Annotated in this window: 19 protein-coding genes; 16 read left to right on the plus strand and 3 right to left on the minus strand. The window is 66.0% G+C overall.

From position 1 onward, the window contains the following. The first annotated feature begins 12 nt into the window (after window positions 1-12). The 12 genes from GGD63_RS10455 (at window position 13) to GGD63_RS10510 (ending at window position 14,110) form a co-directional block, all read left to right on the plus strand. Window positions 13-987, plus strand: coding sequence for an NAD(P)-dependent oxidoreductase (locus tag GGD63_RS10455; RefSeq protein WP_183241455.1), 975 nt, complete (start codon window positions 13-15; stop codon window positions 985-987). A 1-nt stretch (window position 988) separates the two neighbouring features. Further along, complete coding sequence (locus GGD63_RS10460) at window positions 989-1,738, plus strand: SDR family oxidoreductase (RefSeq protein WP_183241457.1); 750 nt, start codon at window positions 989-991, stop codon at window positions 1,736-1,738. Then, window positions 1,735-3,171, plus strand: coding sequence for an NAD(P)-binding domain-containing protein (locus GGD63_RS10465; RefSeq protein ID WP_183241459.1), 1,437 nt, complete (start codon window positions 1,735-1,737; stop codon window positions 3,169-3,171). The genes GGD63_RS10460 and GGD63_RS10465 overlap by 4 nt, the downstream gene beginning before the upstream one ends. 118 nt (window positions 3,172-3,289) lie before the next feature. Continuing rightward, window positions 3,290-4,909, plus strand: a complete 1,620-nt coding sequence (locus GGD63_RS10470; protein WP_183241461.1) for an ABC transporter substrate-binding protein — start codon at window positions 3,290-3,292, stop codon at window positions 4,907-4,909. 26 nt (window positions 4,910-4,935) lie between these two features. After that, window positions 4,936-5,970 (plus strand): ABC transporter permease, encoded by a 1,035-nt coding sequence (locus GGD63_RS10475; RefSeq protein ID WP_183241463.1) that lies wholly within the window; start codon window positions 4,936-4,938, stop codon window positions 5,968-5,970. After that, complete coding sequence (locus GGD63_RS10480; RefSeq protein WP_183241465.1) at window positions 5,967-6,815, plus strand: ABC transporter permease; 849 nt, start codon at window positions 5,967-5,969, stop codon at window positions 6,813-6,815. The genes GGD63_RS10475 and GGD63_RS10480 overlap by 4 nt, the downstream gene beginning before the upstream one ends. Beyond that, a complete protein-coding gene (gene nikE / locus GGD63_RS10485; protein ID WP_183241467.1) occupies window positions 6,812-8,482 on the plus strand; it encodes an ABC transporter ATP-binding protein in 1,671 nt (556 codons plus the stop codon). The genes GGD63_RS10480 and nikE overlap by 4 nt, the downstream gene beginning before the upstream one ends. Before the next feature lie 155 nt (window positions 8,483-8,637). Continuing rightward, entirely contained in the window at window positions 8,638-10,242 is a 1,605-nt protein-coding gene (locus tag GGD63_RS10490) for an ABC transporter substrate-binding protein (RefSeq protein WP_183241469.1), read from the plus strand. A gap of 17 nt (window positions 10,243-10,259) precedes the next feature. Then, window positions 10,260-11,201: an ABC transporter permease gene (locus GGD63_RS10495; protein WP_183241470.1), complete on the plus strand. Its 942-nt coding sequence runs from the start codon at window positions 10,260-10,262 to the stop codon at window positions 11,199-11,201. After that, window positions 11,198-12,121, plus strand: a complete 924-nt coding sequence (locus tag GGD63_RS10500) for an ABC transporter permease (protein WP_183241471.1) — start codon at window positions 11,198-11,200, stop codon at window positions 12,119-12,121. Before GGD63_RS10495 ends, GGD63_RS10500 begins: the two co-directional genes overlap by 4 nt. Window positions 12,122-12,140: 19 nt before the next feature. After that, window positions 12,141-13,130 carry an ABC transporter ATP-binding protein gene (locus GGD63_RS10505; RefSeq protein WP_183241472.1) on the plus strand — a complete coding sequence of 330 codons (990 nt, stop codon included), beginning with the start codon at window positions 12,141-12,143 and terminating at the stop codon, window positions 13,128-13,130. Next, window positions 13,127-14,110 carry an ABC transporter ATP-binding protein gene (locus GGD63_RS10510; protein WP_183241473.1) on the plus strand — a complete coding sequence of 328 codons (984 nt, stop codon included), beginning with the start codon at window positions 13,127-13,129 and terminating at the stop codon, window positions 14,108-14,110. Before GGD63_RS10505 ends, GGD63_RS10510 begins: the two co-directional genes overlap by 4 nt. 40 nt (window positions 14,111-14,150) lie before the next feature. On the opposite strand, the gene GGD63_RS10515 is transcribed toward GGD63_RS10510, so the two are convergent. The 3 genes from GGD63_RS10515 to GGD63_RS10525 form a co-directional block, all read right to left on the minus strand. Beyond that, the gene (locus GGD63_RS10515) at window positions 14,151-15,089 is read right to left on the minus strand and encodes an acetamidase/formamidase family protein (protein WP_183241474.1); all 939 of its coding nucleotides are present in this window, start codon (window positions 15,087-15,089) and stop codon (window positions 14,151-14,153) included. 4 nt (window positions 15,090-15,093) lie between these two features. Beyond that, window positions 15,094-16,512 carry a cytosine permease gene (locus GGD63_RS10520; RefSeq protein ID WP_183241475.1) on the minus strand — a complete coding sequence of 473 codons (1,419 nt, stop codon included), beginning with the start codon at window positions 16,510-16,512 and terminating at the stop codon, window positions 15,094-15,096. Window positions 16,513-16,778: 266 nt separating this feature from the next. Then, window positions 16,779-17,273, minus strand: a complete 495-nt coding sequence (locus GGD63_RS10525) for a MarR family winged helix-turn-helix transcriptional regulator (protein WP_246785428.1) — start codon at window positions 17,271-17,273, stop codon at window positions 16,779-16,781. A 185-nt stretch (window positions 17,274-17,458) separates the two neighbouring features. Here GGD63_RS10525 and GGD63_RS10530 point away from each other — a divergent pair, with 185 nt between their 5' ends. Genes GGD63_RS10530 through GGD63_RS10545 form a run of 4 tightly spaced genes read left to right on the plus strand, consistent with a single transcriptional unit; the run spans window position 17,459 to window position 23,165 of the window. Continuing rightward, window positions 17,459-18,736, plus strand: coding sequence for an amidohydrolase/deacetylase family metallohydrolase (locus GGD63_RS10530; RefSeq protein ID WP_183241476.1), 1,278 nt, complete (start codon window positions 17,459-17,461; stop codon window positions 18,734-18,736). A gap of 9 nt (window positions 18,737-18,745) precedes the next feature. After that, complete coding sequence (locus GGD63_RS10535) at window positions 18,746-21,139, plus strand: xanthine dehydrogenase family protein molybdopterin-binding subunit (protein WP_183241477.1); 2,394 nt, start codon at window positions 18,746-18,748, stop codon at window positions 21,137-21,139. Beyond that, window positions 21,136-21,972, plus strand: a complete 837-nt coding sequence (locus GGD63_RS10540; RefSeq protein WP_183241479.1) for a xanthine dehydrogenase family protein subunit M — start codon at window positions 21,136-21,138, stop codon at window positions 21,970-21,972. Before GGD63_RS10535 ends, GGD63_RS10540 begins: the two co-directional genes overlap by 4 nt. Continuing rightward, complete coding sequence (locus GGD63_RS10545) at window positions 21,969-23,165, plus strand: 2Fe-2S iron-sulfur cluster-binding protein (RefSeq protein WP_183241481.1); 1,197 nt, start codon at window positions 21,969-21,971, stop codon at window positions 23,163-23,165. The genes GGD63_RS10540 and GGD63_RS10545 overlap by 4 nt, the downstream gene beginning before the upstream one ends. Window positions 23,166-23,233: the final 68 nt, after the last annotated feature.

Raw genomic sequence — 23,233 nt, forward strand, 5'->3', positions numbered from 1 at the left:
GGATCGCGCGCGATGAAGATCGTCGTCTTCGGCGGCACCGGCTTTGTCGGCCTCAATCTCGCAGAGGTGCTGCTCGCGCGCGGGCACGAGGTGACGCTGTATGATCGCAAGCAACTTCCAGCCGGAGCGGAGCGATCCCTTACCGAGTACCGGGAGCGCCTCTCGATTGTTCAGGGCGAGATCACGGACGTCGAGAGGATCGATGCCCTCGTAAAACAAGGCTTTGATGCGCTTGTCCTTGGCGCTGTTATAACTGCCGGGGACCAGCTCGAGCGGTCCACGACCTCGAGCATCCTCGAGATCAATGTGATGGCTCAGATACCGATCCTGAGCGCTGCGATCCGCCGTGGCGTTCGGCGCGTGATCAATCTGTCCTCGGCATCTGCCTATGGTGCCGCGGGGCAACGCTATCCGGTACTGGACGAGGAGACGCCGTGCGATCCCGTCTCGTTCTACGCGATCAGCAAATTCACGTCAGAGCGATCGGTGGCGCGGCTTGCCGAGTTGTGGGGAGGCGATTTTCTCAGCGTGCGTTTGAGCGCCGTGTTCGGTCCTTGGGAACGGATCGGGAAGGTGCGCGATACGCCGAGCCTCCAATTCCAGATTCTCGCCGCGTTCGCGCGCGGCGAACCGGCCCTTCTCCCTGCGTCAGGCATCAAGGATTGGACCTACGCGCCGGACGCCGCCGAGGCGGTGGCCGTGCTGATCGAAGCCGAGCGGCCGCGCCACCGGCTCTACAACATCTCCAGCGGCGTGGCCTGGTCGGCGCTGCAATGGGGTGAGGCATTTGCGGCCTTGCATCCCGGGCTCGAGTGTCGGCTTGCGAACCCGGGCGAGAAGACCGTCATCAAGCTTCATGGTGGGGACCGGGCGCCGATGTCGGTCAAGCGGATGGCCGACGAGTTCGGCTGGCGTGCCCGGTTCGGCTGCGCGGAGTCGGCTGCCGCGATGAGCGCCTGGTGGATGCAGCACAGGGAGGGGATCTGACATGCGGCTGCAGGGGCGCACGGCCATCATCACGGGAGCAGGCTCGGGGATCGGCCGCGCCAGTGCAGAACTGTTCGCGGCGGAGGGCGCGCGCCTCGCGCTGGTCGATCGCGATGCCGCGGGGCTTGAGGAAACGCTGAGCCTCGTGAGCGAGGCAACGACGCATGTCGGTGACGTCGGCGATGCCGCATTCGCCGAGACCGTTGTCGGTGATGTCGTGGCGCGGCACGACCGGCTCGACATCCTGATGACCGCAGCCGGCTTCTCCTGCGGCGGCACGGTGCTGACGACGAGCCTGGAAGACTGGGATGCGGTGTTTCGCACCAATGTCGGCGGCACCTGGCTGTGGGCGCGGGCCGCCGTGCCGCAGATGCAGCGGCAGCAGAGCGGATCGATCATCACGCTGGCATCGCAGCTTGCGATGGCCGGCGGCAAGGGCAACAGCGCCTATATCGCGGCCAAGGGTGCGATCATCAGCCTGACACGGACCATGGCGGTGGATTTCGCCACGGACGGCATTCGCGCCAACGCGATCGCGCCGGGCGCGATCGACACGCCGATGCTTCGCCGCAGCTTTGCCCGTCACGCCAATCCGGATGAAGTGCGTGAGGCCTCGCGCAATCGCCACGCCATGAAACGGTTCGGCCAGGCGGAAGAAATCGCACAGACTGCGCTGCATCTTGCCAGCGATGCGTCCTCGTTCACGACTGGCACCGTGGCGGTGGTCGACGGAGGCTGGCTCGCGGCATGAGCGACGCGCTGACACAGCTCGAAGCCGCGGTTCGCGCCGATCTCGCGATGATCGCGCATCCCGGCGCCGCATGGCTTGAGCCGAAGACGGGGCCGGACGGCAAGCCCGCGCTGGACGTGCTCATTATCGGCGCCGGCCAGTCCGGCATCGCCATCGGCTTCGGCCTGATGCGCTCCCGCGTCAGCAACATCCTGCTGCTCGACAAGGCCGAGGAGGGCAAGGAGGGCCCGTGGCTCACCTATGCCCGCATGCCGACGCTGCGCAGCCCGAAGGACTACACCGGCCCGGATCTCGATATCCCGAGCCTGACCTATCAGTCCTGGCATGAAGCCCACTTCGGCAAGGAGAGCTGGCAGGAGCTTGGCCTGATCGCGCGCGAGCACTGGGCGGAGTATCTGCTCTGGCTGCGGCGCACGATCGGCTTGCCGGTGCGCAACGCTTGCGAGCTCCTGGAGGTCACGCCGGCGTCCGACGGCCTGCTCGCCGCGCGCGTGAAACGGGCTGGAGAGGTCGAGGCCCTCTACGCCCGCAAGATCGTGCTGGCGACAGGGCAGGAGGGCATGGGCGACTGGATGATCCCGGAGCAGCTAGCGCATCTGCCGGCGAGCTCCGTTGCGACGGTCGCCGACGACATCGATTTCGAGAGCCTGCGCGGCAGGCGTGTGGCCGTGATCGGCGCTGGCGCTTCCGCCTTCGACAATGCGGCGACGGCTCTGGAGGCGGGTGCCACCGAGGTGCACCTGCTGTGCCGCCGCGCGCAGATCCAGGTGATCCAGCCCTATCGCTGGCTGACTTTCCGCGGGTTCCTCCGTCATCTCAGCGATCTCGACGATGCCTGGCGCTGGCGCTTCATGCGCAAGATCCTCGAAATGCGGGAAGGATTTCCGCAACCGACCTATGACCGCTGCGAGCGTCACGCCAATTTCACATTGCACGAGGGCGCGCCGCTCGAGGCTGCGCGCCAGACGGTCGCCGGCGTTGAACTCGAGACGCCGCGCGGTGCGATCACGGCGGATTTCGTCATCTGCGGCACCGGCATCGACATGAATTTTGCCGGCCGCGGCGAGCTCGCCAAATTCGCCGGCAACATCGCGACCTGGGCCGACCGCTACCAGCCGCCGGAGAGCGAACGCAACGAACGGCTCGGCCGCTTTCCGTATCTCGCCGATGATTACGCCTTCACCGAGCTTGTGCCGGGAAAGACGCCTTGGATATCCGACATCCATCTCTTCGCCATTGCCTCCACCATGAGCTTCGGTCCGTCGGGATCGTCGATCAACGCGATGACGACCGCCGTCCCAAAGCTGGTCCACGGCCTGACGCGCGGCCTGTTCCGCGCCGATATCGCGCGTCACTGGGCCTCGCTCAGCGCCTATGACGTGCCGCAGGCCGTGGTGACGCGGCCGGCGCGAAAAACGGAGCAATCGCTGTGATCATCCATGCGCCGCCGCGACGATGCGTCCTCAAAACGCCTCATGAGACTGGCGCGCAACTTGCTTCTTTCTTAACCTGCCTTGCTGGCGTTCTCGTTCGAAATTCAGGGAAAAACCAATGCGTTTTGTGTCTTTCAGGCCGGCGACCTCAGTCCTCGCTGTCACTGCGCTGTTGCTCATCGCCACCGCGCCGTCGCAAGCGCAAACCAGGGCGGAGACATTGCGCTATGTGACGGGCGCATCCGTCAACACGCTCGATCCCAACATCCCCGGCTCGACCCGCGAGTCCTTCGCGCTGAGCATGAGCACCTATGACCGCCTGGTCGCGTTCGGCCGCAAGCAGCTCAATGGCAAATGGGTGTTCGATCTCGACACCATCACCGGCGAGCTCGCTGAATCCTACGAGGTCAGCCCCGACGGCCTGAAGCTCACCTTCCGCCTGCGCAAGGACGCCAAATTCCAGGACGGCTCGCCGGTCACGGCCGAGGACGTCAAATGGTCGCTCGATCGTTGCGTCACCGCGCCGATCCTCGGCAAGGCGCAGTTGCTGACGGGATCGCTGACGTCGGCCGACCAGTTCAAGGTGATTGATCCGCTCACCATCGAGGTGACGCTGCCCAAGCCCGACAAGCTGGCGCTGCCGAACCTTGCGACCGTCTATCCCATGATTATCAACTCGAAGGTCGCCAAGGAGCATGCGACCGCTGACGATCCGTGGGCAACCGCCTGGCTCAAGGAGCACACCGCCGGCAGCGGCGCCTATGTGGTCGAGAGCTTCAAGCCGGGCGAGCAGGTGATCGTCAAGCGCAACGAGGACTGGAACCGCGGCTCGGCCAACAAGCCGGCCTTCTTCAAGCGCGTGATCGTGCAATCGGTGCCGGAGCCTGCGACCCGCGCCAACCTCGTCGAGCGCGGCGATGCCGATCTCGTGCTCGATCTGCAGGCGAGCGACGTGCAGTCGCTGGAAGCCAAGGGCAAGCTGAAGGTGGTCTCGACGCCGCAATACAATGCGATCACCTACGTCTCGATGAACAACCAGATCCCGCCCTTCGACAACGTCAATGTCCGTCGCGCCATCGCTTATGCGCTCCCCTATGACGACATGTTCAAGGCCGCCCTGTTCGGGCGCGGCTCGCCGCTGTTCGGCGCGAGCTGGCCGGACGGTAAGCCGCTGAACGGCATCTATCCGTTCCAGCAGCCGGTGAAGCTCGATCTCGACAAGGCCAGGGAATATCTGAAGGCCGCAGGTCTCCCCGAGGGCTTCTCGACCACGTTCAGCTTCAATGTCGGCCAAGCCTCGACTGCGGAGCCGATGGCGGCCCTCGTGAAGGAATCGCTCGGCAAGATCGGGATCAAGGTCGACATCCAGAAGCTGCCGGATGCGCAGATGTCGACGCAGATCAACGAGAAGAAACTGCCCTTCTACACCGAAGGCATCGTCGCCTGGCTGCCCTCGACCGACTACTTCTACCGCAACTTCTACACCGGCAATCAGCGCTGGAACTACTCTTCGATCAACAACCCGGACCTGGCCGCGATCGCGCAGGAGGCCCGCTTCGAGCCGGATAAGGCCAAGTACGAGGAGGCCGGCCGCAAGCTCAACGCGATGCACTTTGATCTGATGCCGCAGATCATGCTGTGGCAGCCGAACCAGGACGCCGTCATGGCGCCGTCGATCGAAGGCTACACCTACGAGTTCCATCGCCAGGTCGACTATCGCGACGTCAGCCGCAAATGATATCGGGAAGCGAAGGAGTCTGAAAGGTGACGACCGGTCTTGGCGCAACGATGGTGCGGGCGGGCAGGCGGCTTCTGTCGTCGCTGCCGGCATTGTTCGGTGTGCTGGTCTTCACCTTCCTCTTGATGCGCGTTCTGCCCGGCGACCCCGCGGTGTTCTTCGCCTCGGGGCCCAATGCGGGCAAGGAGGAGATCGAGCTGATCCGCAAGCAAATGGGGCTCGACAAATCGGTGCCGGAGCAGCTGGTGTTCTATCTCTCCGACATCGGTCACGGCAATCTCGGCCGTTCCATGATGACGGGGCAGCCGGTGCTGAAGGATTTGCGCGAGCGGCTGCCGGCCTCGCTCGAGCTCACCTTCACCGCGCTCCTGATCGCGCTGATCGCGGCGGTGCCGCTCGGCGTCATCGCGGCGCTGCGGCCGGGGTCGATCGTCGATCACGGCGTGCGGCTGTTCTGCGCGCTCGGGGTCTGCGTGCCGACCTTCGTCTCGGGCCTGCTCCTGATCTACGTCTTCTACTATCTGCTCGGGCTCGCGCCCGATCCTACCGGGCGGATCGATGTGTTCACCTCGCTGCCGCCGCAGCGCACCGGCTTCCTGTCGATCGACTTCCTGCTGGCCGGCGATTTCGAGGGCTGGTGGGCGGCCTGCAGGCAATTGATCCTTCCGGCGGTGAGCATGGCGCTGTTCGTGATCGCGCCGCTGGCGCGGATCACGCGCGCCTCGATGCTGGTGTCGCTCGGCAGCGATTTCGTGCGCACCGCGCGCTCGGTCGGGCTGTCCTGGCGCAAGGTGGTCGTCACCTATGCGCTGCGCAATGCGATCCTGCCCGTCATCACCATCGCCGGCATCGTGTTCTCGACCATGCTGGGCGCCAACGTCCTCGTGGAGAAAGTGTTCTCCTGGCCGGGCGTTGCCTCCTACGCGCTCGATGCGCTGCTGTCGTCCGACTATGCGCCGGTGCAAGGCTTCGTGCTGCTGATGGCGAGCCTGTTCGTGCTGGTCAATCTCGTGGTCGATATCTGCTATGGCATCGCCGATCCCAGGGTGTCGATCGAATGACCAGTGCAACCCTTCGCCATTCGGTCTGGATCCTGCGCGGCAATCCGCTCACGGCAGTCGCAGCGGCGGGCGCGACGCTGTTCGTCCTCGTCGCGATCTTCGGCCCCTGGATCGTGCCCTATGATCCCGTGGTCTCCAATGTGTCGGAGGCGTTGCAGCCGCCGAGTGCGGCGCATCTCGCCGGCACCGACCAGCTCGGGCGCGACGTGTTCAGCCGTCTCATCATCGCGGCACGGCTCGATCTTGCCATTGCCGTCTCCGCGGTCGGCATCTCCTTCGTGATCGGCGCCGTCGTCGGCTCCTTCTGCGGCTATGCCGGCGGCCGGCTCGATCGCGCGGTCGGCCGCTTCGTCGACGTGATGATGGCCTTTCCGCTGTTCGTGCTGGCGATGGCGATGGTCGCGGCGCTCGGCAACCGCATCGAGAACATCGTGATCGCGACCGCGATCATCAATCTCCCCTTCTACATCCGCTTCGCGCGCGCGGAGGTGAACGTCCGGCGCAATGTCGGCTGGGTCGAAGCCGCGCGCGCCTGCGGCGAGAGCCATTTCTCGGTGGTGCTGCGTTTCCTGCTGCCGAACATCCTGCCGGCGATGGCGGTGCAGATCTCGCTCAATCTCGGCTGGGCCATTCTCAATGCCGCGGGCCTGTCCTTCATCGGACTCGGCGTCAAGCCGCCGACGCCGGAGTGGGGCATCATGGTTGCGGAGGGCGCGCGCTTCATCTCCACGGGGCGGTGGTGGCTGGTGGCCTTTCCGGGCCTTGCACTGATGCTGGCCGTGCTGTGCTTCAATCTGCTCGGGGACGGGATGCGGGATATTCTCGATCCCCGCATGCGCACATGAGCGAGGAACTGCTCAGGATCGACGACCTCCACGTCGCGTTCTCGACGCGGCGTGGCATGGTCGAGGCCGTGCGCGGCGTTTCGCTCAATGTCGGGGCCGGCGAGATGCTCGGCCTCGTCGGCGAGAGCGGCTCGGGCAAGTCGGTGACCGGCTTTGCCACGACGCGGCTGCTCGATGCCGCCGGCCGCGTCACCGGCGGCAAGATCCTGTTTCGCGGGCAGGACGTGACGAAGCTCAGGGGCGATGACCTCCGCCATCTCCAGGGCGCCGCGATGTCGATGATCTTCCAGAATCCGCGGGCTGCGCTCAACCCGATCCGGGCGATCGGCCTGCAGATCGCGGACGCGATCCTCACCCACAAGCGGATCTCGAAAGACGCCGCGCGGGCCGAGGCGTTGGAATTGCTGCGCGCCGTCCAGATCCGCGATCCCGAAGCGCGGATGAATGCCTATCCGCACGAGCTCTCCGGCGGCATGTGCCAGCGCGTCATGATCGCGATCGCGATCTCCTGCAATCCCTCGCTCCTGATTGCGGACGAGCCGACCACCGGTCTGGACGTCACCACGCAGAAGGTGGTGATGGATCTGCTCGCGGACATCGCCGCCGCACGCGGCATGGCGACGATCCTCATCACGCACGACCTCGGCCTCGCGGCACGCTATTGCCGCCGTATCGCGGTGATGGAGCGCGGCCGCATCGTCGAGGAGGCGAGCCCCAGGACACTCTTCAGCGCGCCGCAGCACGCCTATACGCGGCGCCTGGTTGCGGCGTCGCCGACCGCGACGTCCCGGATCGAGGATCTCGTCACCGAGGAGGAGCGGGAGCGTTACGCCACTGTCGTCAGCAAGCCCAGGCAGGAGCCTGCGCACGGGACGCCGCCGCTGCTGGAGGTGCGCAAGCTCGCAAAACGCTTCGACCAGGGCTCTGCGGCCGTCGCCGACTTCTCCATGACGATGGCCGGCGGCGAGAGCGTCGGTCTCGTCGGCGAATCCGGCTCCGGCAAGAGTACGACCTCGCGCATGATCTGCCGCCTGATCGATCCCAGCGAAGGCGACATTGTGTTCGACGGGCAGTCGATCGGCCACGTGGCGGCGCGCGACTTCCACCGCTCGCGCTTTCGCAAAGACATCCAGATGGTGTTCCAGGACCCGAACGAGAGCCTCAACCCGCGCTTCACGGCGTTCGACTGTATCGCCCATCCCCTGATGCGGCTCGACGGCATGCGGGCGGGCGATGCGTTGCGCCAGCGCGTCGAGGAATGCGCCGAGCGGGTCGGGCTGCCGCTCGACCTCTTGCCGCGCTTCCCGCATCAGCTCTCCGGCGGTCAGAAGGCCCGCGTCGGCATTGCCCGCGCCATCGCCTGCCGGCCGCGGCTCCTCGTGTTGGACGAGCCAACCGCTGCGCTCGACGTCTCGGTGCAGGCGGTTGTGCTGCAGCTGCTTGATCGCCTTCGGCGCGAGAATGACATCGCGCTGCTGTTCGTCAGCCACGATCTCAACGTGGTGCGCATGCTGTGCGACCGCACCATCGTGCTGCGCAATGGCGGCATCGTGGAGCAGGGGGAGAGCCGGACGCTGTTCGACAATCCGAAGACCGACTACACCCGCAAGCTGGTCGAGGCGATCCCGCATATCGAGACCGGCGAGTTGCTCGCGGCTGCTCTCTGAGGCCGTGCAAGTCAACGTGGGTCAGCCAAAAAGTCGATGAGATCCCGCTGGCGAAGGGCCATTTACTGGCATACCATTTGCTTGCCAATGAGCTTCGGTTTCACCTGCCTTTGGCCAACGATTGGCCGACATCACGGCATTACTGGGAGGACTTCATGGATCGCAGGACCGTATTGAAGGGACTGGCTGGCGCGGGCAGCCTGGCATTGACGGGCGGCCTCTCGGCACCGGCGATCGCCCAGGGCGCCGCTGCGCGCACCCTGCGCTTCGTGCCGCAAGCCAATCTCGCCAATTTCGACCCGATCTGGGGCACCCAATATGTTGTGCGCAATGCGGCCGCGATGGTCTGGGACACGCTCTACGGCATCGATTCCTCATTCCAGCCGCAGCGGCAGATGGTCGAGTCCGAGGAAGTGACGGATGACGGCACGACCTGGACCTTCAAGCTGCGCCCGGGACTCAAATTCCACGACGGCGAGCCGGTGCTGAGCAAGGACGTCGTCGCAAGCCTCACCCGCTGGGCGGCGCGCGATCCGATGGGCCTGATGATCAAGGCGCTCCAGCAGGAGCTCACGGCCGTCGACGACCGCACCTTCAAATGGGTGCTGAAGCAGCCTTTCCCGAAAATGCTCTACGCGCTGGGCAAGAACAATTCGCCATGCGCCTTCATCATGCCCGAGCGCATCGCGCAGACCGATCCGTTCAAGCAGATTTCCGAATACGTCGGCTCCGGTCCGCTGAAGTTCGCCAAGAGCGAGTGGGTCCCCGGCGCCAAGGCGGTGTTCGAGAAATTCGCGGACTATTCGCCGCGACTGGAGAAGTCGTCCTGGCTCGCAGGCGGCAAGCAGGTGATGGTCGATCGCGTCGAGTGGGTGATCATGCCGGATCCGGCAACCGCGGCGGCCGCGTTGCAGAACGGTGAGATCGACTGGTGGGAGAATCCGATCGCGGATCTCGTTCCGGTTCTGAAGAAGAACAAGAACATCAGCGTCGATATCGGCGATCCCCTCGGCAATATCGGCTCGTTCCGCATGAACTTCCTCTATCCGCCGTTCAACGACGTCAAGGCGCGGCGCGCGGTGCTGATGGCGCTCAGCCAGGAAGACTACATGCGCGCGATCGTCGGCGACGACAATTCGCTGTGGAAGCCGCTGCCCGGCTACTTCACGCCGGATACGCCGCTCTACACCGAAGTGGGCGGCGAGATTCTGAAGGGCAAGCGCGATCTGGACGCCGCCAAGAAGCTGCTCGCCGAGAGCGGCTATTCCGGCCAGCCGGTGACGTGTCTCGTCGCGCAGGACCAGCCGATCACCAAGGCGATGGGCGACGTGACCGCCGACCTCCTCAAGAAGCTCGGCATGAATGTCGACTTCGTTGCGACCGATTGGGGCACGGTCGGCTCCCGCCGCGCGCAGAAGACACCGCCCGGACAGGGCGGCTGGAATATGTTCCACACCTGGCACGCAGGCGCGGATTGCGTCAATCCGGCTCCCTACACCGCCATTCGCGCCAATGGCGACAAGGCCTGGTTCGGCTGGCCGACCAGCGCAGGCACCGAAAAGGAGGTCGCGTCGTGGTTCGAGGGCAAGAACCTCGACGAGGAGAAGGCCGCCATCGGTCGTCTCAACAAGGCGGCGATCGATGACGTCGTCTACGCGCCGACCGGCTTCTTCCTGAGCTACACCGCTTGGCGTAAGAACGTCTCGGGCGTGACCAAGGGACCGTTGCCCTTGTTCTGGGGCGTGTCGAAGTCCGCTTGATCGTGCGTTGAGGCCAGATGCTCTCCTACATCCTCCGTCGCATCGTCGCGACCTTGCCGGTCATGGCAATCGTCGCGCTGTTCGTGTTCAGCCTGCTTTACATCGCGCCGGGTGATCCGGCCGTGGTGATCGCGGGCGATCAGGCAAGCCCGGAGGATGTGGAGCGTATCCGCCAGAGCCTCGGCCTTGACCGGCCCTTCCTGGTCCAGTTCGGAAGCTGGGTCTGGCGCATCCTGCATGGCGATCTCGGCACCTCGATCTTCACCAACCTGCCGGTCTCGGCGATGATCGGGCAGCGTCTTGGACCGACGCTGTCACTGATGATCGTCACGCTGCTGCTCACGATCGTGGTGGCGGTGCCGCTCGGCGTGGTGGCGGCGTGGAAGGCCGGCAGCCTGATCGACCGCGTCATCATGGGCTTTGCCGTGTTCGGCTTCTCGCTGCCCGTCTTCGTTGTCGGCTACATGCTCGCCTACATCTTCGCGCTGGAGCTCGAATGGCTGCCGGTGCAGGGCTACACGCCGCTGACCCAGGGTTTCTTGCCGTGGCTGGAAAACCTGATCCTGCCGTCGATCGCGCTCGGCTGCGTCTACATCGCGCTGGTGGCGCGCATCACGCGCGCCGCCATGCTCGAAGTCCTGCAGCAGGACTATATCCGCACCGCCAAGGCCAAGGGCCTGGGGCAGGGCGGCATCCTGTTCATTCACGCGCTGAAGAACGCTGCGGTGCCGATCGTGACCGTGATCGGGATCGGCATCGCGCTGCTGATCGGCGGCGCGGTCGTCACCGAAAGCGTGTTCGCGATCCCCGGCCTCGGCCGGCTCACGATCGATGCGATCCTGCGCCGCGACTATCCCGTCATCCAGGGCATCGTGCTGCTGTTCAGCTTCGTCTACGTCCTCGTCAATCTGATGATCGACGTCACCTATACGCTCGTTGACCCGAGGATCCGCTATTGACCGACACGACCGTCAACCCGCAATCGCTTCCCGCCGGCCTCGTCCTTGCGCCGCAACTGCCGGAGATCCTCCGGCCGGTCAAGATCCGGCGCGGCTTCATCGGCCTGTTGCGCGGCCATCCGACGGTCGCGATCGGCGGTGCGCTACTGCTGACGCTGGTGCTGATCGCGATCTTCGCGCCCTATCTCGGCACGGTCGATCCGACCGCGCTGGCGCCCGCAAAACGCACGCGCGCGCCCTCGGCCGATTTCTGGTTCGGCACCGACGTGCTCGGCCGCGACATCTATTCGCGCGTGCTCTTTGGTGCCCGGGTCTCGCTCACGGTCGGCCTGTCGGTCGCGATCTTCGCATCCGCGGCGGGTCTTGCGATCGGTATGATCTCGGGTTTCATCCGCTGGGCCGACGGCATCTTGATGCGCTTCATGGACGGCTTGATGTCGATCCCGCCGATTCTGCTCGCGATCGCGCTGATGGCTCTTACGCGCGGCAGCGTGGGGAATGTCATTCTTGCCATCACCATCGCGGAGATCCCGCGCGTCTCGCGCCTCGTCCGCAGCGTCGTGCTGTCGCTGCGCGAGCAGCCCTATGTGGACGCGGCGGTCGCCTGCGGCACGCGTACGCCGATGATCATCCTGCGCCACATCCTGCCCAACACGGTTGCGCCGATGCTGGTGCAGGCGACCTATATCTGCGCCAGCGCCATGATCACGGAGGCGATCCTGTCCTTCATCGGCGCCGGAACGCCGCCCACCATTCCGTCCTGGGGCAACATCATGGCCGAAGGCCGCGCGCTGTGGCAGGTCAAGCCCTACATCGTGTTCTTCCCGGCGGCGTTCTTGTCCGTCACCGTGCTGGCGGTGAACCTGCTCGGCGACGGCCTTCGTGATGCGCTCGATCCGCGCATGGCCAAGAGCCTGTGATAGTGCGGGGCTGATCACGATGGCGCTGCTCGAAGTCGAGAATCTCCAGACCCATTTCCGCACCCCCGGCGGCATCAACCGCGCGGTGGACGGGGTGTCCTTCCACGTCAACGAGGGCGAGACGCTCGCCATCGTCGGCGAGTCCGGCTGCGGCAAGTCGGTGACCTCGATGTCGCTGATGCGGCTGGTCCCGGAGCCGCCGGGCAGGATCGCAGGCAGCATCCGCTTTGCCGGCAAGGATCTCCTGAAGCTGTCCGACCGCGAGATGCGCGCGATCCGCGGCAACGACATCTCGATGATCTTCCAGGAGCCGATGACCAGTCTCAATCCGGTCCTGACCGTCGGCCGCCAGATCCGCGAGACCTTGATGATTCATCAGGGTCTCGACAAGCAGGCCGCGGAGGCGCACGCGATCGAGATGCTGACGCTGGTCGGCATTCCCGAGCCGAAGCGGCGCGTGCGCGAATATCCCCACCAGCTCTCCGGTGGCATGCGCCAGCGCGTGATGATCGCGGTGGCGCTGGCCTGCAATCCAAAGCTGCTGATCGCGGACGAGCCGACCACGGCGCTCGACGTGACCATCCAGGCGCAGATCCTCAAGCTGATGCTGGATCTCAAGCGCCGGGTCGGCGCGGCCATCATCCTGATCACCCACGATCTCGGCGTCGTCGCCGAGATCGCCGAGCGCGTCATGGTGATGTATGCCGGCCGCAAGGTCGAGGAGGCGCCGGTCGCGGAGCTGTTCCGCTCGCCGCGCCATCCCTATACGCAAGGCCTGCTCGGCGCGGTGCCGCGGCTCGGCTCCTCGCTCGCGGGCACGGCGACGCGGCTCGCCGAGATTCCCGGGCAAGTGCCGGATCTGCGCAAGCCGATCATCGGCTGCGTGTTCGCCGGGCGTTGTGCGCTTGCGACCGATCTGTGCCGCCAATATGCGCCGGGGCTGGAAGAGAAGGGCCCGCGCCACATTGCCGCCTGTCACTATGCGGCCAAGGGAGCCGTTGCGGCATGAGTGTTCCGTTGCTCCAGGTCAACGACCTCAAGAAGCATTTCCCGATCAATAAGGGCCTCTTCGGGCGACAAACCGAATTCGTCTATGCGGTGGACGGCGTGTCGTTCGAGATCGCGCGCGGCGAGACCTTGTCGCTGGTCGGCGAGTCCGGCTGCGGCAAGTCGACGGTCGGGCGCGCCATCCTGCGGCTGTTCGAGATCACCTCGGGCCAGGTCATTCTCGACGGCCAGCGTATCGACGACGCGCATCCGAGCACGATGCGCCAGATGCGCCGGCGCGTGCAGGTCGTGTTCCAGGATCCGTTCTCCAGCCTCAACCCGCGCATGCGCGTGCGCGACATTCTCGCCGAGCCGATCCGCAATTTCGGCCTCGCCAAGTCCAAGGAGGATCTCGAGGTCCGCGTCACGTCGCTGATGGATACGGTGCGCCTGCCGCGCGAGGCGCTGAACCGCCGGCCGCACGAATTCTCAGGCGGCCAGCGCCAGCGCATCGGCATTGCGCGCGCGCTCGCGGCTGAGCCCGAGTTGATCGTGTGCGACGAGGCGGTCTCGGCGCTCGACGTCTCGGTCAAGGCGCAGGTCGTCAATCTGCTCCAGGACCTTCAGCAGAAGTTCGGCCTGGCGCTGCTGTTCATCAGCCACGACCTCGCCATCGTCGAGCACATGACCCATCGCGTCGCGGTGATGTATCTCGGCAAGATCGTCGAGGTGGCGCCGCGCCGCGAGATCTTTGCCGCGCCGAGGCATCCCTACACCAAGGCGTTGCTCTCCGCGGTGCCGCTACCCGAGCCCGGTGCCCAACGCAATCCGATCATCCTCGGCGGCGACGTGCCGAGCCCGATCAACCCGCCGAAGGGATGCCGCTTCCACACCCGCTGCCCGTTCGTGTTCGACCGCTGCCGGACCGAGGAGCCGACGCTCCGCGCGGCCGGAGACGAGCAGTGGGTGGCCTGCCACCTGGATGCATTGCCGGCGGGTTGAGTCGCGTTGAATTTTGAACTCCGGTCCGGCTTCCGCCGGATCACGGCATGCGGGATTTCGCCAGCACGCAGTGAATGCCCTTGTTGCCGTCGACCAGCTGCGTGACGCGGAGGTCGGCGGCGATCGAGCAGAGCGTATAGGCATCCTGCGCGCTGAGGCCGCTTTTCTCGCGGATCAGCGCGATCATGTCGCGCAGCGCCGCCTTGGCGGCATCGTCGAGATCTTCGTCGAATCCCATGGTGATCCAGTCGGACGCCGTCTCGGCGCGCGGCGAGGTGAGACGACGATCGCGGCGGACGTGGAATTCGAAGGTGCCGGTGAGCGCGGCCTCGATCGCGGTCAGGCAGACCTCGCCGTCGCCCTGCAGCGCGTGGCCGTCGCCGGCGGAGAACAGCGCGCCCGGCACGAACACCGGAAAATACAGCGTGCTGCCGGCCCCCAACTCCTTGTTGTCCATGTTGCCGCCGAACGCGCGCGGCTCCTTCGAGGACAGCCGGCCCCATGATGGCGGCGGCGCGACACCGAAATTGCCGAAGAAGGGAGAGAGCGGCAGCTCCTGGCCCCAGGGAAGCTTTGCGACGTTGCGCGCGCGGTCGAGCGGAATGTGGATGCGGCGGAATTCCGGAAAGTCCTCCGGCAGGGTACCGAGCGTCGGCACCTGCAGATTCCACCCCCAGTCGCAGCGCAGCTCGATATTCAAGACGCGCACTTCGAGCACGTCGCCCGGCTCGGCCCCCTCGATGTGGATCGGCCCCGTGAGAAGGTGCGGGCCCGGACCGCGGAAGGCGCTTGCCAGCACCTCCGCATGTCCGGGAACGGTGTCAAAGCCGAGCGAGGGATCGGGCAGATCGTCCGGCTCGCCCGACAGCGTCTCGATCCTCACCCGGTCTCCGGATGCGATCCGGAGCACCGGCTTCAATCGTCCGTCCCAGAGTCCCCACTGGACGTTTCCAGGAGTGGATCGCAGGACATGGTCCATACCGCTACCTGCCCGCGCTGCTCGCAACGATCGAGGAGGGCGAGGTGACAAGCTTGCCGAGCCCGAGATAGACGAGGCCCGCTACGCCAATTCCGAACAGCCAGCTCAGATCGGCTCCGCCCAGGAAGTTGATCGAGACCGGTCCCTGCAGCGCGCCGACGAGGCCGTCCTCCACCAGCCAGCCCGCGACGAGGCCGGCGAAGAACGCGATCATGCCGGCCCAGTTGATGTCGCCATAGGCGCTGGTCTCCGGCGAGCGGTAGAGCTCGGCGACGTCGATCTCGCCCTTGCGCTTGATGAAGTAGTCGGCGAGCACCACGCCGGCCCACGGGCTCATCCACAAGAGCAGGCTGATCATCCAGTTGTCGAACGCTTTCGCGAACGACGGCGCGAAGATGAAGTAGAGGGTGACCAGATAGCCGGCGACGCCGACGATGACGGTGAGCCAGAAGCGCGAGAATTTCAGCCCCGCGCTCAGCGCTGCCAATGTCGCCGAATAGACGTTGAGGATGTTGGTAGCGATCGGGCCGTGCAGCACCATCAGCAGCACGAGGATGCTGACGGGCCCGCCGAACACCGCGCTGACCATCTTGGCGGGATCGGTGTCCAGCGTCGTCGAGGCGATGGTCGCACCTAAGATGCCGAGCCAGACCGTCGGCACGAACATGCCGATATAGCTGTACCAGAACACGGACTTCGAAGGCGTGCTGCGCGGCACGAAGCGCGAATAGTCGGAGGCCCAGGTCACCCAGGAAATGCCCCAGCCGACGCCGATCGCGGTCATCAGCAAGGTCAGCATCGCCATATGCGCACCGGGCGGCAGCGAGGTCGTCAGGCCCCAGTTGACGACGCCGGGGCGCGTCCAGGCCAAGACGCTCATCAGCACCATGATGGCGATGGTCGGCGGCACCGTGTACTTCTCGAAGGTGCGGATCGCGTAGAAGCCGTAGATGCCGATCAGCACCTGCGCCGCCATCACCAGCGTGATGACGACGATCTCGATCAGCCAGGTATCGGGCACGCCGAACTGGCCGAGGATGCCCATCGAGACCTTCACCGGGAAATAGGTGTTCACGCCGATCCAGCCCAGCGTCATCAGGAACATCAGGATGCTGGGCAGGTAGGCGCCGCGAACGCCGAAGGCGGACCGGCTCAGCACCATCTGGTTCACGCCGGTCTTGTGTCCCATCACCGTGAAGGTCGCGAAGATCGCGCAGCCCACGATGTTGCCGAGCACGATGACCGCGATCGTCTCCATCAGGCCGAGCTTGAGGATGATTCCGAGCGCGCCGAGCGCCCAGTTGACCGGCGCGATGTTGGCGCCGGCCCAAATCCACATCTGCTGCGGCCCGGTCGAGTCCCGGTCCGCATCGGGAATTGGTTCGATGCTGTGAATATCAGCGCGAAGTTCGGAATCCGTCATGACATCCCCCAATACGAAGCACGCTTCGCATCATCGCAGCATAAATCGTGCCATTGGTTGCGAAGCGGCCGGGCAGGGCGCGCGCCGATACCGGATGCAGCGTGGCTAGCGCCGGATGCACCTGCGATTTCAAGTGCGGGCCATGCTCAAGCGCCGGCTCGCTGCGGCACGTCCGACTTGCCGGCGAGCGGCGGAGATCGTTGCACGAGCGAGCAGCGGTACGATGATAAATTGAGCAGCCCAACTCAAAAGCGCAGCAATCGCGCCTAGTTGAATAGGGCAGCGGAACTGTCGCGACTTGGGTTGCCGGCCACGATGCGCTGCATCATCTCGATGAAGAGCGCCTGTTCCCGCTCGCTCAAATCGCCGAGCGTCGCACGATGCGCCCGCCGCGCCGCGCCCTCGATCTTGACCAGCAGCGCGGCGCCGGCCGGCGTCAATCGGCACAACCGCGCGCGCCGATCGTCCTTGTTCACGGCACGCTCGACCAGGTTCCGGGCGGCGAGCCGCTTCAGCGCGCCGGTCGTCGTGGTCCGATCCAGCGCAATATCGGCCGCCAAAGTGGTCTGATCGGCGGTTTCGCGCACCGCCAGCGCCGAGAGCAGGCTGTATTGCAGCGGTGTGACCTCGAATTCACCGCAAGCGTCCTGAAACAGCGCGACGTGAATCTGGTGCAGCCGCCGGATCAGATAGCCGGGTCGTTGCGACAATGGCCAGGGGCGGTGCTTGCCCCCGCTGCGACTTTTCCTGGCTTGCCGCAATGCACTCTCTCCCAACCCAGAACTACGTCGCGCTTAGCTCGATTCGAACAAGCCCGCCACCACCCGATCATGGCATGATGCTTGCTTTTGTCAAAATACGAAGCATACTTCGTATCCAAATGCGAAGCATGCTTCGTAATTCGAGAGCGGGGCAACCGCCTGCGCAAGAGCTTAAGGAGAGCGCCATGTCCGTCACAGCCAGCTTCGACCTTCTGCTGCGAGGCGGTCGCGTGATTTGCCCGGCCTCCGGTGTCGATGGCATCAAAGACGTTGCCATCCGGGGCGGCAAGATCGCGGCGGTCGCGGCGGACATCCTGCCGACCAGCGCGAAGGAGGTGGTCGATGTCAGCGGCAAGCTGGTGCTGCCCGGGCTGATCGACACCCACGCGCATGTCTATCAATATGTCTCCGGCCGCTTCGGCATGAACCCCGACATGGTCGGCGTGCAGTCGGGCGTGACGACGCTGGTCGACCAGGGCGGGCCGTCCTGCATGACGCTGCCGGGCTTTCGCCATTTCATCGCGGAGCAAGCGGCCTCGCGCGTCTATGCGTTTATCTCCGCCTATCTCGTCGGCGGATTGGAGGGACACTACTATCCGCAGCTCTACAGCCCCGACGGCGTCGACATCGATGCGACGGTCAAGGCGGCGACGGCCAATCTCGACATCGTGCGCGGCATCAAGGCCCATGCCGAGATCGGCGGCTTCGCGCGTTGGGGCATTCGCGTCATCGAGATGGCGGCGGAGATCGGCAAGCGCGCCGACCTGCCCGTCTATGTGCATTTCGGCCAGCTCTGGGGGCTGCCCGAGAGCGGCGCCAATGGCGAGGATGCCGACACCATCCTCACCCGCGTGATCCCGCTCTTGCGCGAGGGCGACATTCTCGCACATCCCTTCACGCGCCATCCCGGCGGCTTCGTCAACCGCGAGGGCGAGGTGCACCCGGTGATCCAGGCCGCGCTCGATCGCGGCCTCAAGGTCGATGTCGGCCACGGCAGCCACTTCTCCTACCGGCTCGCCAAGAAGGCGATCGCCGCCGGCATCATTCCGACCACGCTGGGCGCCGACATTCACGGCTACAACACCCATGTGCCCGCGCCGGCCGGAACGCCCGACCAGCATGAGGACGACGAGAACCATCCGTTCGCGGGCCAGGCCAAGTTCAGCCTGGTGCAGGCCATGAGCTCGATGATGGCGCTCGGCCTGTCGCTGGAGCAGGTGGTGCCGATGGTCACCTCCAATCCCGCAAAAATGCTCGGACGCAGCAGCGAGATCGGCGCGCTCAAGGTCGGCATGGACGCCGACGTCTCCGTGCTCGCGGAGCAGAACGGCCGCTTCGTCCTGAAGGACAATGAGAAGAACGAGGTGATCGCCGAGCGTCTGCTGCAGCCGGCCTTCTGCCTGCGCGCAGGCACGCGCTTCGACGCGGTCGCGCCGATCCTGCCGCAAGCCGTCGCGGCGTAAGGCCCGGCGGTGAAGGAGGGCGCGGAGTTGCGCAACGAGCGAGAGTTTCCTTCGGGCAAGTCCGGGCAGGGCGTGGGCGCACGGCTGCCGCGCAAGGAGGACGACCGCCTGATGCGCGGCCGTGGCCTCTATGTCGGCGACGTCAGGCTCGCTGGCCTTCAGGACGTTGCCTTCGTCCGCAGCCCGCTGGCGCATGCACGCATTCGCGGCATCCACGTGCCCGAGCGCTATCGCGATCGCGTCTTCACGGCGGCCGATCTCGTCGGCATCAAGCCGATCCGCGCGGTGTCGGGACTTCCCGGTTTCAAGATTTCGGAGCAGCCGGTGCTGGCGACCGGCAAGGTGCGTCAGGTCGGCGAGCTCGTCGCGATGTGCCTCGCGCCGACGCGGGCCGAGGCGGAGGACATCGCGGCCTCCGTGACGCTCGATCTGGAGGAGTTGCCCGCGATCACCGACATGCTGAAGGCCCGCGAGCCCGGCTCGGCGCTGGTGCACGAGCATTGGGGCGACAACGTCTTCCTGGAGACCAACTACGAGGTCGACATCTCCGCCGCGCTCGATGCGCCGATCAAGGTAACGCGCGAGATCTCGACCGCGCGGCAATGCATGTCGCCGCTGGAAGGCCGCGGCGTGGTCGCGACCTTCGATTCCCGGCTGGACCAGCTCACGCTGCATTCGGCGGCTCAGATGCCGCACATCACGCGCAGCGGCCTTGCTGAATGCCTCGGCATGGAGGAGAGCCAGATCCGCGTCATCTCGCCCGACGTCGGCGGTGGTTTCGGCCACAAGGGCATTCTGCTGCCGGAAGAGGTCTGCCTGTCCTGGCTGACGATGCGCTGCGGCCATCCCGTGCGCTGGCTCGAAGATCGCCGCGAGCATCTCGTCGCCAGCTCCAACTGCCGCGAGCACCATTACAGGATCACGGTCTATGCTGACCGCGACGGCAGCTTGCGAGGCATCGATTGCGAGGCGACCGTGGATTCCGGCGCCTACTCGTCCTATCCGTTCTCGGCCTGCTTGGAGGCCGCGCAGGTCGCCAGCATCCTGCCGGGTCCTTACAAGATGCCGGCCTACCGTTGCCGCACCTTCTCGGTCGCCACCAACAAATGCCCGATCCTGCCGTATCGCGGCGTTGCGCGCACCGGCGTCTGCTTCGCACTGGAGCTGATGCTCGACCTCGTGGCGGCCGAGGCCGGCCTCGAGCCCGGCGAAGTGCGGCTGCGCAATCTGGTGCGCCCCGAGCAGATGCCGTTCGACAACATCACGAAGAAGCATTTCGACAGCGGCGATTATCCGGAAGCGATGCGGCGCGCGCTCGCCGCGATCGACATCGACGCCATCCGCACCAGGCAAAAGCAGGGCACGCCCGACGGCCGCCGCATCGGCGTCGGCGTCTCCATCTATTGCGAGCAGGCCGCGCACGGCACTTCCGTTTATTCCGGCTGGGGCATTCCGATGGTGCCGGGTCACGAGCAGGCCTCGGCGCGGCTGACGCCGGACGGCGGCCTCGAACTGCGCGTCGGCGTGCATTCGCACGGGCAGGGCATGGAGACCACGCTCGCCCAGGTCGCGCATGAGATCCTCGGCGTCGACGTCGCAAACATCCGCATCATCCTCGGCGACACCGCGATGACGCCTTATTCGACCGGTACCTGGGGCTCGCGCTCGATGGTGATGGCGGGCGGCGCGGTCGCAACCGCCAGCCGCGAGCTCGGCGAACGTGCCCGGCGCATCGGCGCGAAATTGTTACAGCACGATCCGGCCTCCGTGGTGTTGCAGAATGGCGAGGTGCGCGGCGTCAACGGCAGCGTCAGCCTGAAGGCGATCGCCCACACCTGGTATCGCCGCCCGCAGGACTTGCCGGCCGATGTCGATCCCGGCGGGCTGGAGGTGACGCAAGGCTACAAGCCCGTGCGCGACAGCGGGACGTTCAGCTACGCTGCCCATGCGGCCGTCGTCGCCGTCGATCCTGATCTCGGCGAGGTGGAAATTCTTGATTACGTGATCGTCGAGGATGGCGGCGTGCTGGTCAATCCGCTCGTCGTCGACGGCCAGATCTATGGCGGCCTCGCCCAAGGTATCGGCACCGCGCTCTACGAGGAAATGCCGTTCGATGCCTCCGGCCAGCCGCTGGCAACGACGCTCGCCGACTATCTGCTGCCCGGGCCGACCGAAGTTCCCGCCGCGCGCCTCGACCACATGGAGACGCCGTCGCCCTATACGCAGTTCGGCGTGAAGGGCATCGGCGAGGGCGGAGCGATCGCGCCGCCGGCCGCCATCGCCAACGCCGTCAACGACGCGCTGCGCCCGCTCGGCGTCGAGCTGATGCAGTCGCCGATCACGCCGCATCGGATTGTCGCAGCGGTGCTGGCCGCGCGCGCGACCGAGAGGAGCGCGGCATGAAACCGGCGCCCTTTGCTTATGAGCGTCCGCGCGATCTCAATGCCGCGCTGTCGATGCTGGCAGCAGGCAACGGGTCGGCAAAGATCATCGCCGGCGGCCAGTCGCTCGGTCCCATGCTCAATCTGCGGCTGGTACAGCCGGAGCTGATTATTGACATCTCCGGCCTTGTCGAGCTCAAGCGCGCCGAGATTTCCGGCGGCGAGCTCGTGCTGGGCGCCCTGGTTACGCATGCCGACATCGAGGACGGTCGCACCGCCGACGTGACGCGCGGCGCCATGCGCGGCGTCGCGACCAATATCGCCTATCGCGCAGTGCGCAACCGCGGCACGATCGGCGGCTCGCTCAGCCATGCCGATCCCGCCGCGGACTGGATCTCGGCGCTCGCGGCTCTCGGCGCGCGCGTGACGCTGCGCAGCCTTGCCGGTGCGCGATCGATGGCCGTCGAAGCGTTTGTGGTCGGTGCGCTGGAATCCGCGCTGCATGCCAGCGAGATCGTCGAAGCGGTCCATGTGCCGATGCGCGCGGCGTCGGCGCATTGGGGCTACGCCAAGAGCTGCCGCAAGACCGGCGAGTTCGCCCATGCCATCGGCGCGGTGCTGATCGATCCCGCCGCCGCCTCGGCGCGCGTCGTGATCGGTGCCATCGATACGACGCCGATCGTCATCACTGATGCCGCGGAGCTTTTCGGCGGCCGGATCGCCGCCGACTACAAGCAGCGTTTTGATGTCCGTGTCGCCGACGCGCTCCTTGCAAAAGCTGGTATCGACGACGCCGCGCAGCGCCACATCCATATCAGCGTGCTGAAGCGCGCCGTCCTGGAGGCTGGGGCATGACCACGATCGCGCTTCAGGTCAATCGCCGCGCGGTGGAGCTGTCGGCTGAGCCGCGCACCAGCCTTGCCGATTTCGTCCGCGACAAGCTCGACCTCACCGGCACGCATCTTGGCTGCGAGCATGGCGTCTGCGGCGCTTGCACGGTGCTGCTCGACGGCGTGCCGGCGCGGTCCTGCATCACCTACGCGGCAGCCTGCGAGGGCGCCGATGTCACCACGATCGAAGGCCTCGACGAGGACGAGATCTCGACCGAGCTGCGCGCCGCCTTCACCCGCGAGCACGCGCTGCAATGCGGCTATTGCACGCCGGGCATGCTGGTCTCGGCGCGTGACCTGGTGCTGCGTCTGCCCGACGCCGACGAGCGACGCATCCGCGTCGGCCTCAGCGGCAATCTGTGCCGCTGCACAGGCTATGTCGGCATCGTGCGCGCGGTGCAGTCCGTCATCGAGGCGAGGCGTGCGCGTAACGTCGCGCCGCTAGCCGATGGCGGCCGCACCAGCCTCGGCCCCGTCGGGTCTGGGCGCGCCACAGCTAGCCGCAGCGAGCGGCCTGTGCAGCAAGCGTTGGCTCCGGCATCAGAGAGTGCCACGCCGGGCAGCATTCCCGACTTCACGCCGGCAACCGTGCTCGACCAGCGCTTCACGCTGGCGCATCCGCCGGCCAAGGTGTTCGCGATGTTCGACGACATCGCGGGCATCGCGGCCTGTCTTCCCGGCGTATCGCTGAAATCGCCGCCAAGGCCGGAGCGCGTGGAAGGTTTGATCCGCGTCAGGCTCGGGCCGATCGCCGCGGCCTTCGAGGGGGCCGCGCGCGTCGAGCGCGATCCCGCGACGCTCTCGGGGCGCATCGTCGGCATCGGCACCGACCAGCGCAGCCATTCGGCGACGCAAGGCGAGATCCGCTACCGCCTGCTGCCGCTTGAAAACGGCGCGGCGACCGCGGTCGAACTGTCGATCGGTTACACGCTGACGGGAATGCTCGCTCAGGTCGGCCGGCCCGGCCTGGTGCGGGATCTTGCAAAACGTCTCGTTGCGGAGTTCGCCGCCAATCTCGACCGCCACATGTCCGGCGCGTCGTCGGGGCAGGCAGCCCCGGCGGAGCTCAGCTTCTGGTCGATCGTATCGGACGTCTTGCGAGCCCTGCTCGCGCGAATATTTGGCCGCGCCTTCACCGGAAGAGGTGGCGCGCAATGATCGGCGCGCCGGCGCCGCGTAGTGACGAAGCCTGGACTGCCTAGACATCAACAGCGTGGGATTTGGAG

Source organism: Bradyrhizobium sp. cir1 (genome assembly GCF_014198245.1).
GTDB lineage: Bacteria > Pseudomonadota > Alphaproteobacteria > Rhizobiales > Xanthobacteraceae > Bradyrhizobium.

Bases quoted from the DNA above. Each gene is read 5' to 3' on its own strand.
- GGD63_RS10455 (WP_183241455.1), top strand. From the start codon at position 13: ATGAAGATCGTCGTCTTCGGCGGCACCGGCTTTGTCGGCCTCAATCTC.
- GGD63_RS10460 (WP_183241457.1), top strand. From the start codon at position 989: ATGCGGCTGCAGGGGCGCACGGCCATCATCACGGGAGCAGGCTCGGGG.
- GGD63_RS10465 (WP_183241459.1), top strand. From the start codon at position 1,735: ATGAGCGACGCGCTGACACAGCTCGAAGCCGCGGTTCGCGCCGATCTC.
- GGD63_RS10470 (WP_183241461.1), top strand. From the start codon at position 3,290: ATGCGTTTTGTGTCTTTCAGGCCGGCGACCTCAGTCCTCGCTGTCACT.
- GGD63_RS10480 (WP_183241465.1), top strand. From the start codon at position 5,967: ATGACCAGTGCAACCCTTCGCCATTCGGTCTGGATCCTGCGCGGCAAT.
- nikE (WP_183241467.1), top strand. From the start codon at position 6,812: ATGAGCGAGGAACTGCTCAGGATCGACGACCTCCACGTCGCGTTCTCG.
- GGD63_RS10490 (WP_183241469.1), top strand. From the start codon at position 8,638: ATGGATCGCAGGACCGTATTGAAGGGACTGGCTGGCGCGGGCAGCCTG.
- GGD63_RS10495 (WP_183241470.1), top strand. From the start codon at position 10,260: ATGCTCTCCTACATCCTCCGTCGCATCGTCGCGACCTTGCCGGTCATG.
- GGD63_RS10505 (WP_183241472.1), top strand. From the start codon at position 12,141: ATGGCGCTGCTCGAAGTCGAGAATCTCCAGACCCATTTCCGCACCCCC.
- GGD63_RS10510 (WP_183241473.1), top strand. From the start codon at position 13,127: ATGAGTGTTCCGTTGCTCCAGGTCAACGACCTCAAGAAGCATTTCCCG.
- GGD63_RS10515 (WP_183241474.1), bottom strand. From the start codon at position 15,089: ATGGACCATGTCCTGCGATCCACTCCTGGAAACGTCCAGTGGGGACTC.
- GGD63_RS10520 (WP_183241475.1), bottom strand. From the start codon at position 16,512: ATGACGGATTCCGAACTTCGCGCTGATATTCACAGCATCGAACCAATT.
- GGD63_RS10530 (WP_183241476.1), top strand. From the start codon at position 17,459: ATGTCCGTCACAGCCAGCTTCGACCTTCTGCTGCGAGGCGGTCGCGTG.
- GGD63_RS10540 (WP_183241479.1), top strand. From the start codon at position 21,136: ATGAAACCGGCGCCCTTTGCTTATGAGCGTCCGCGCGATCTCAATGCC.
- GGD63_RS10545 (WP_183241481.1), top strand. From the start codon at position 21,969: ATGACCACGATCGCGCTTCAGGTCAATCGCCGCGCGGTGGAGCTGTCG.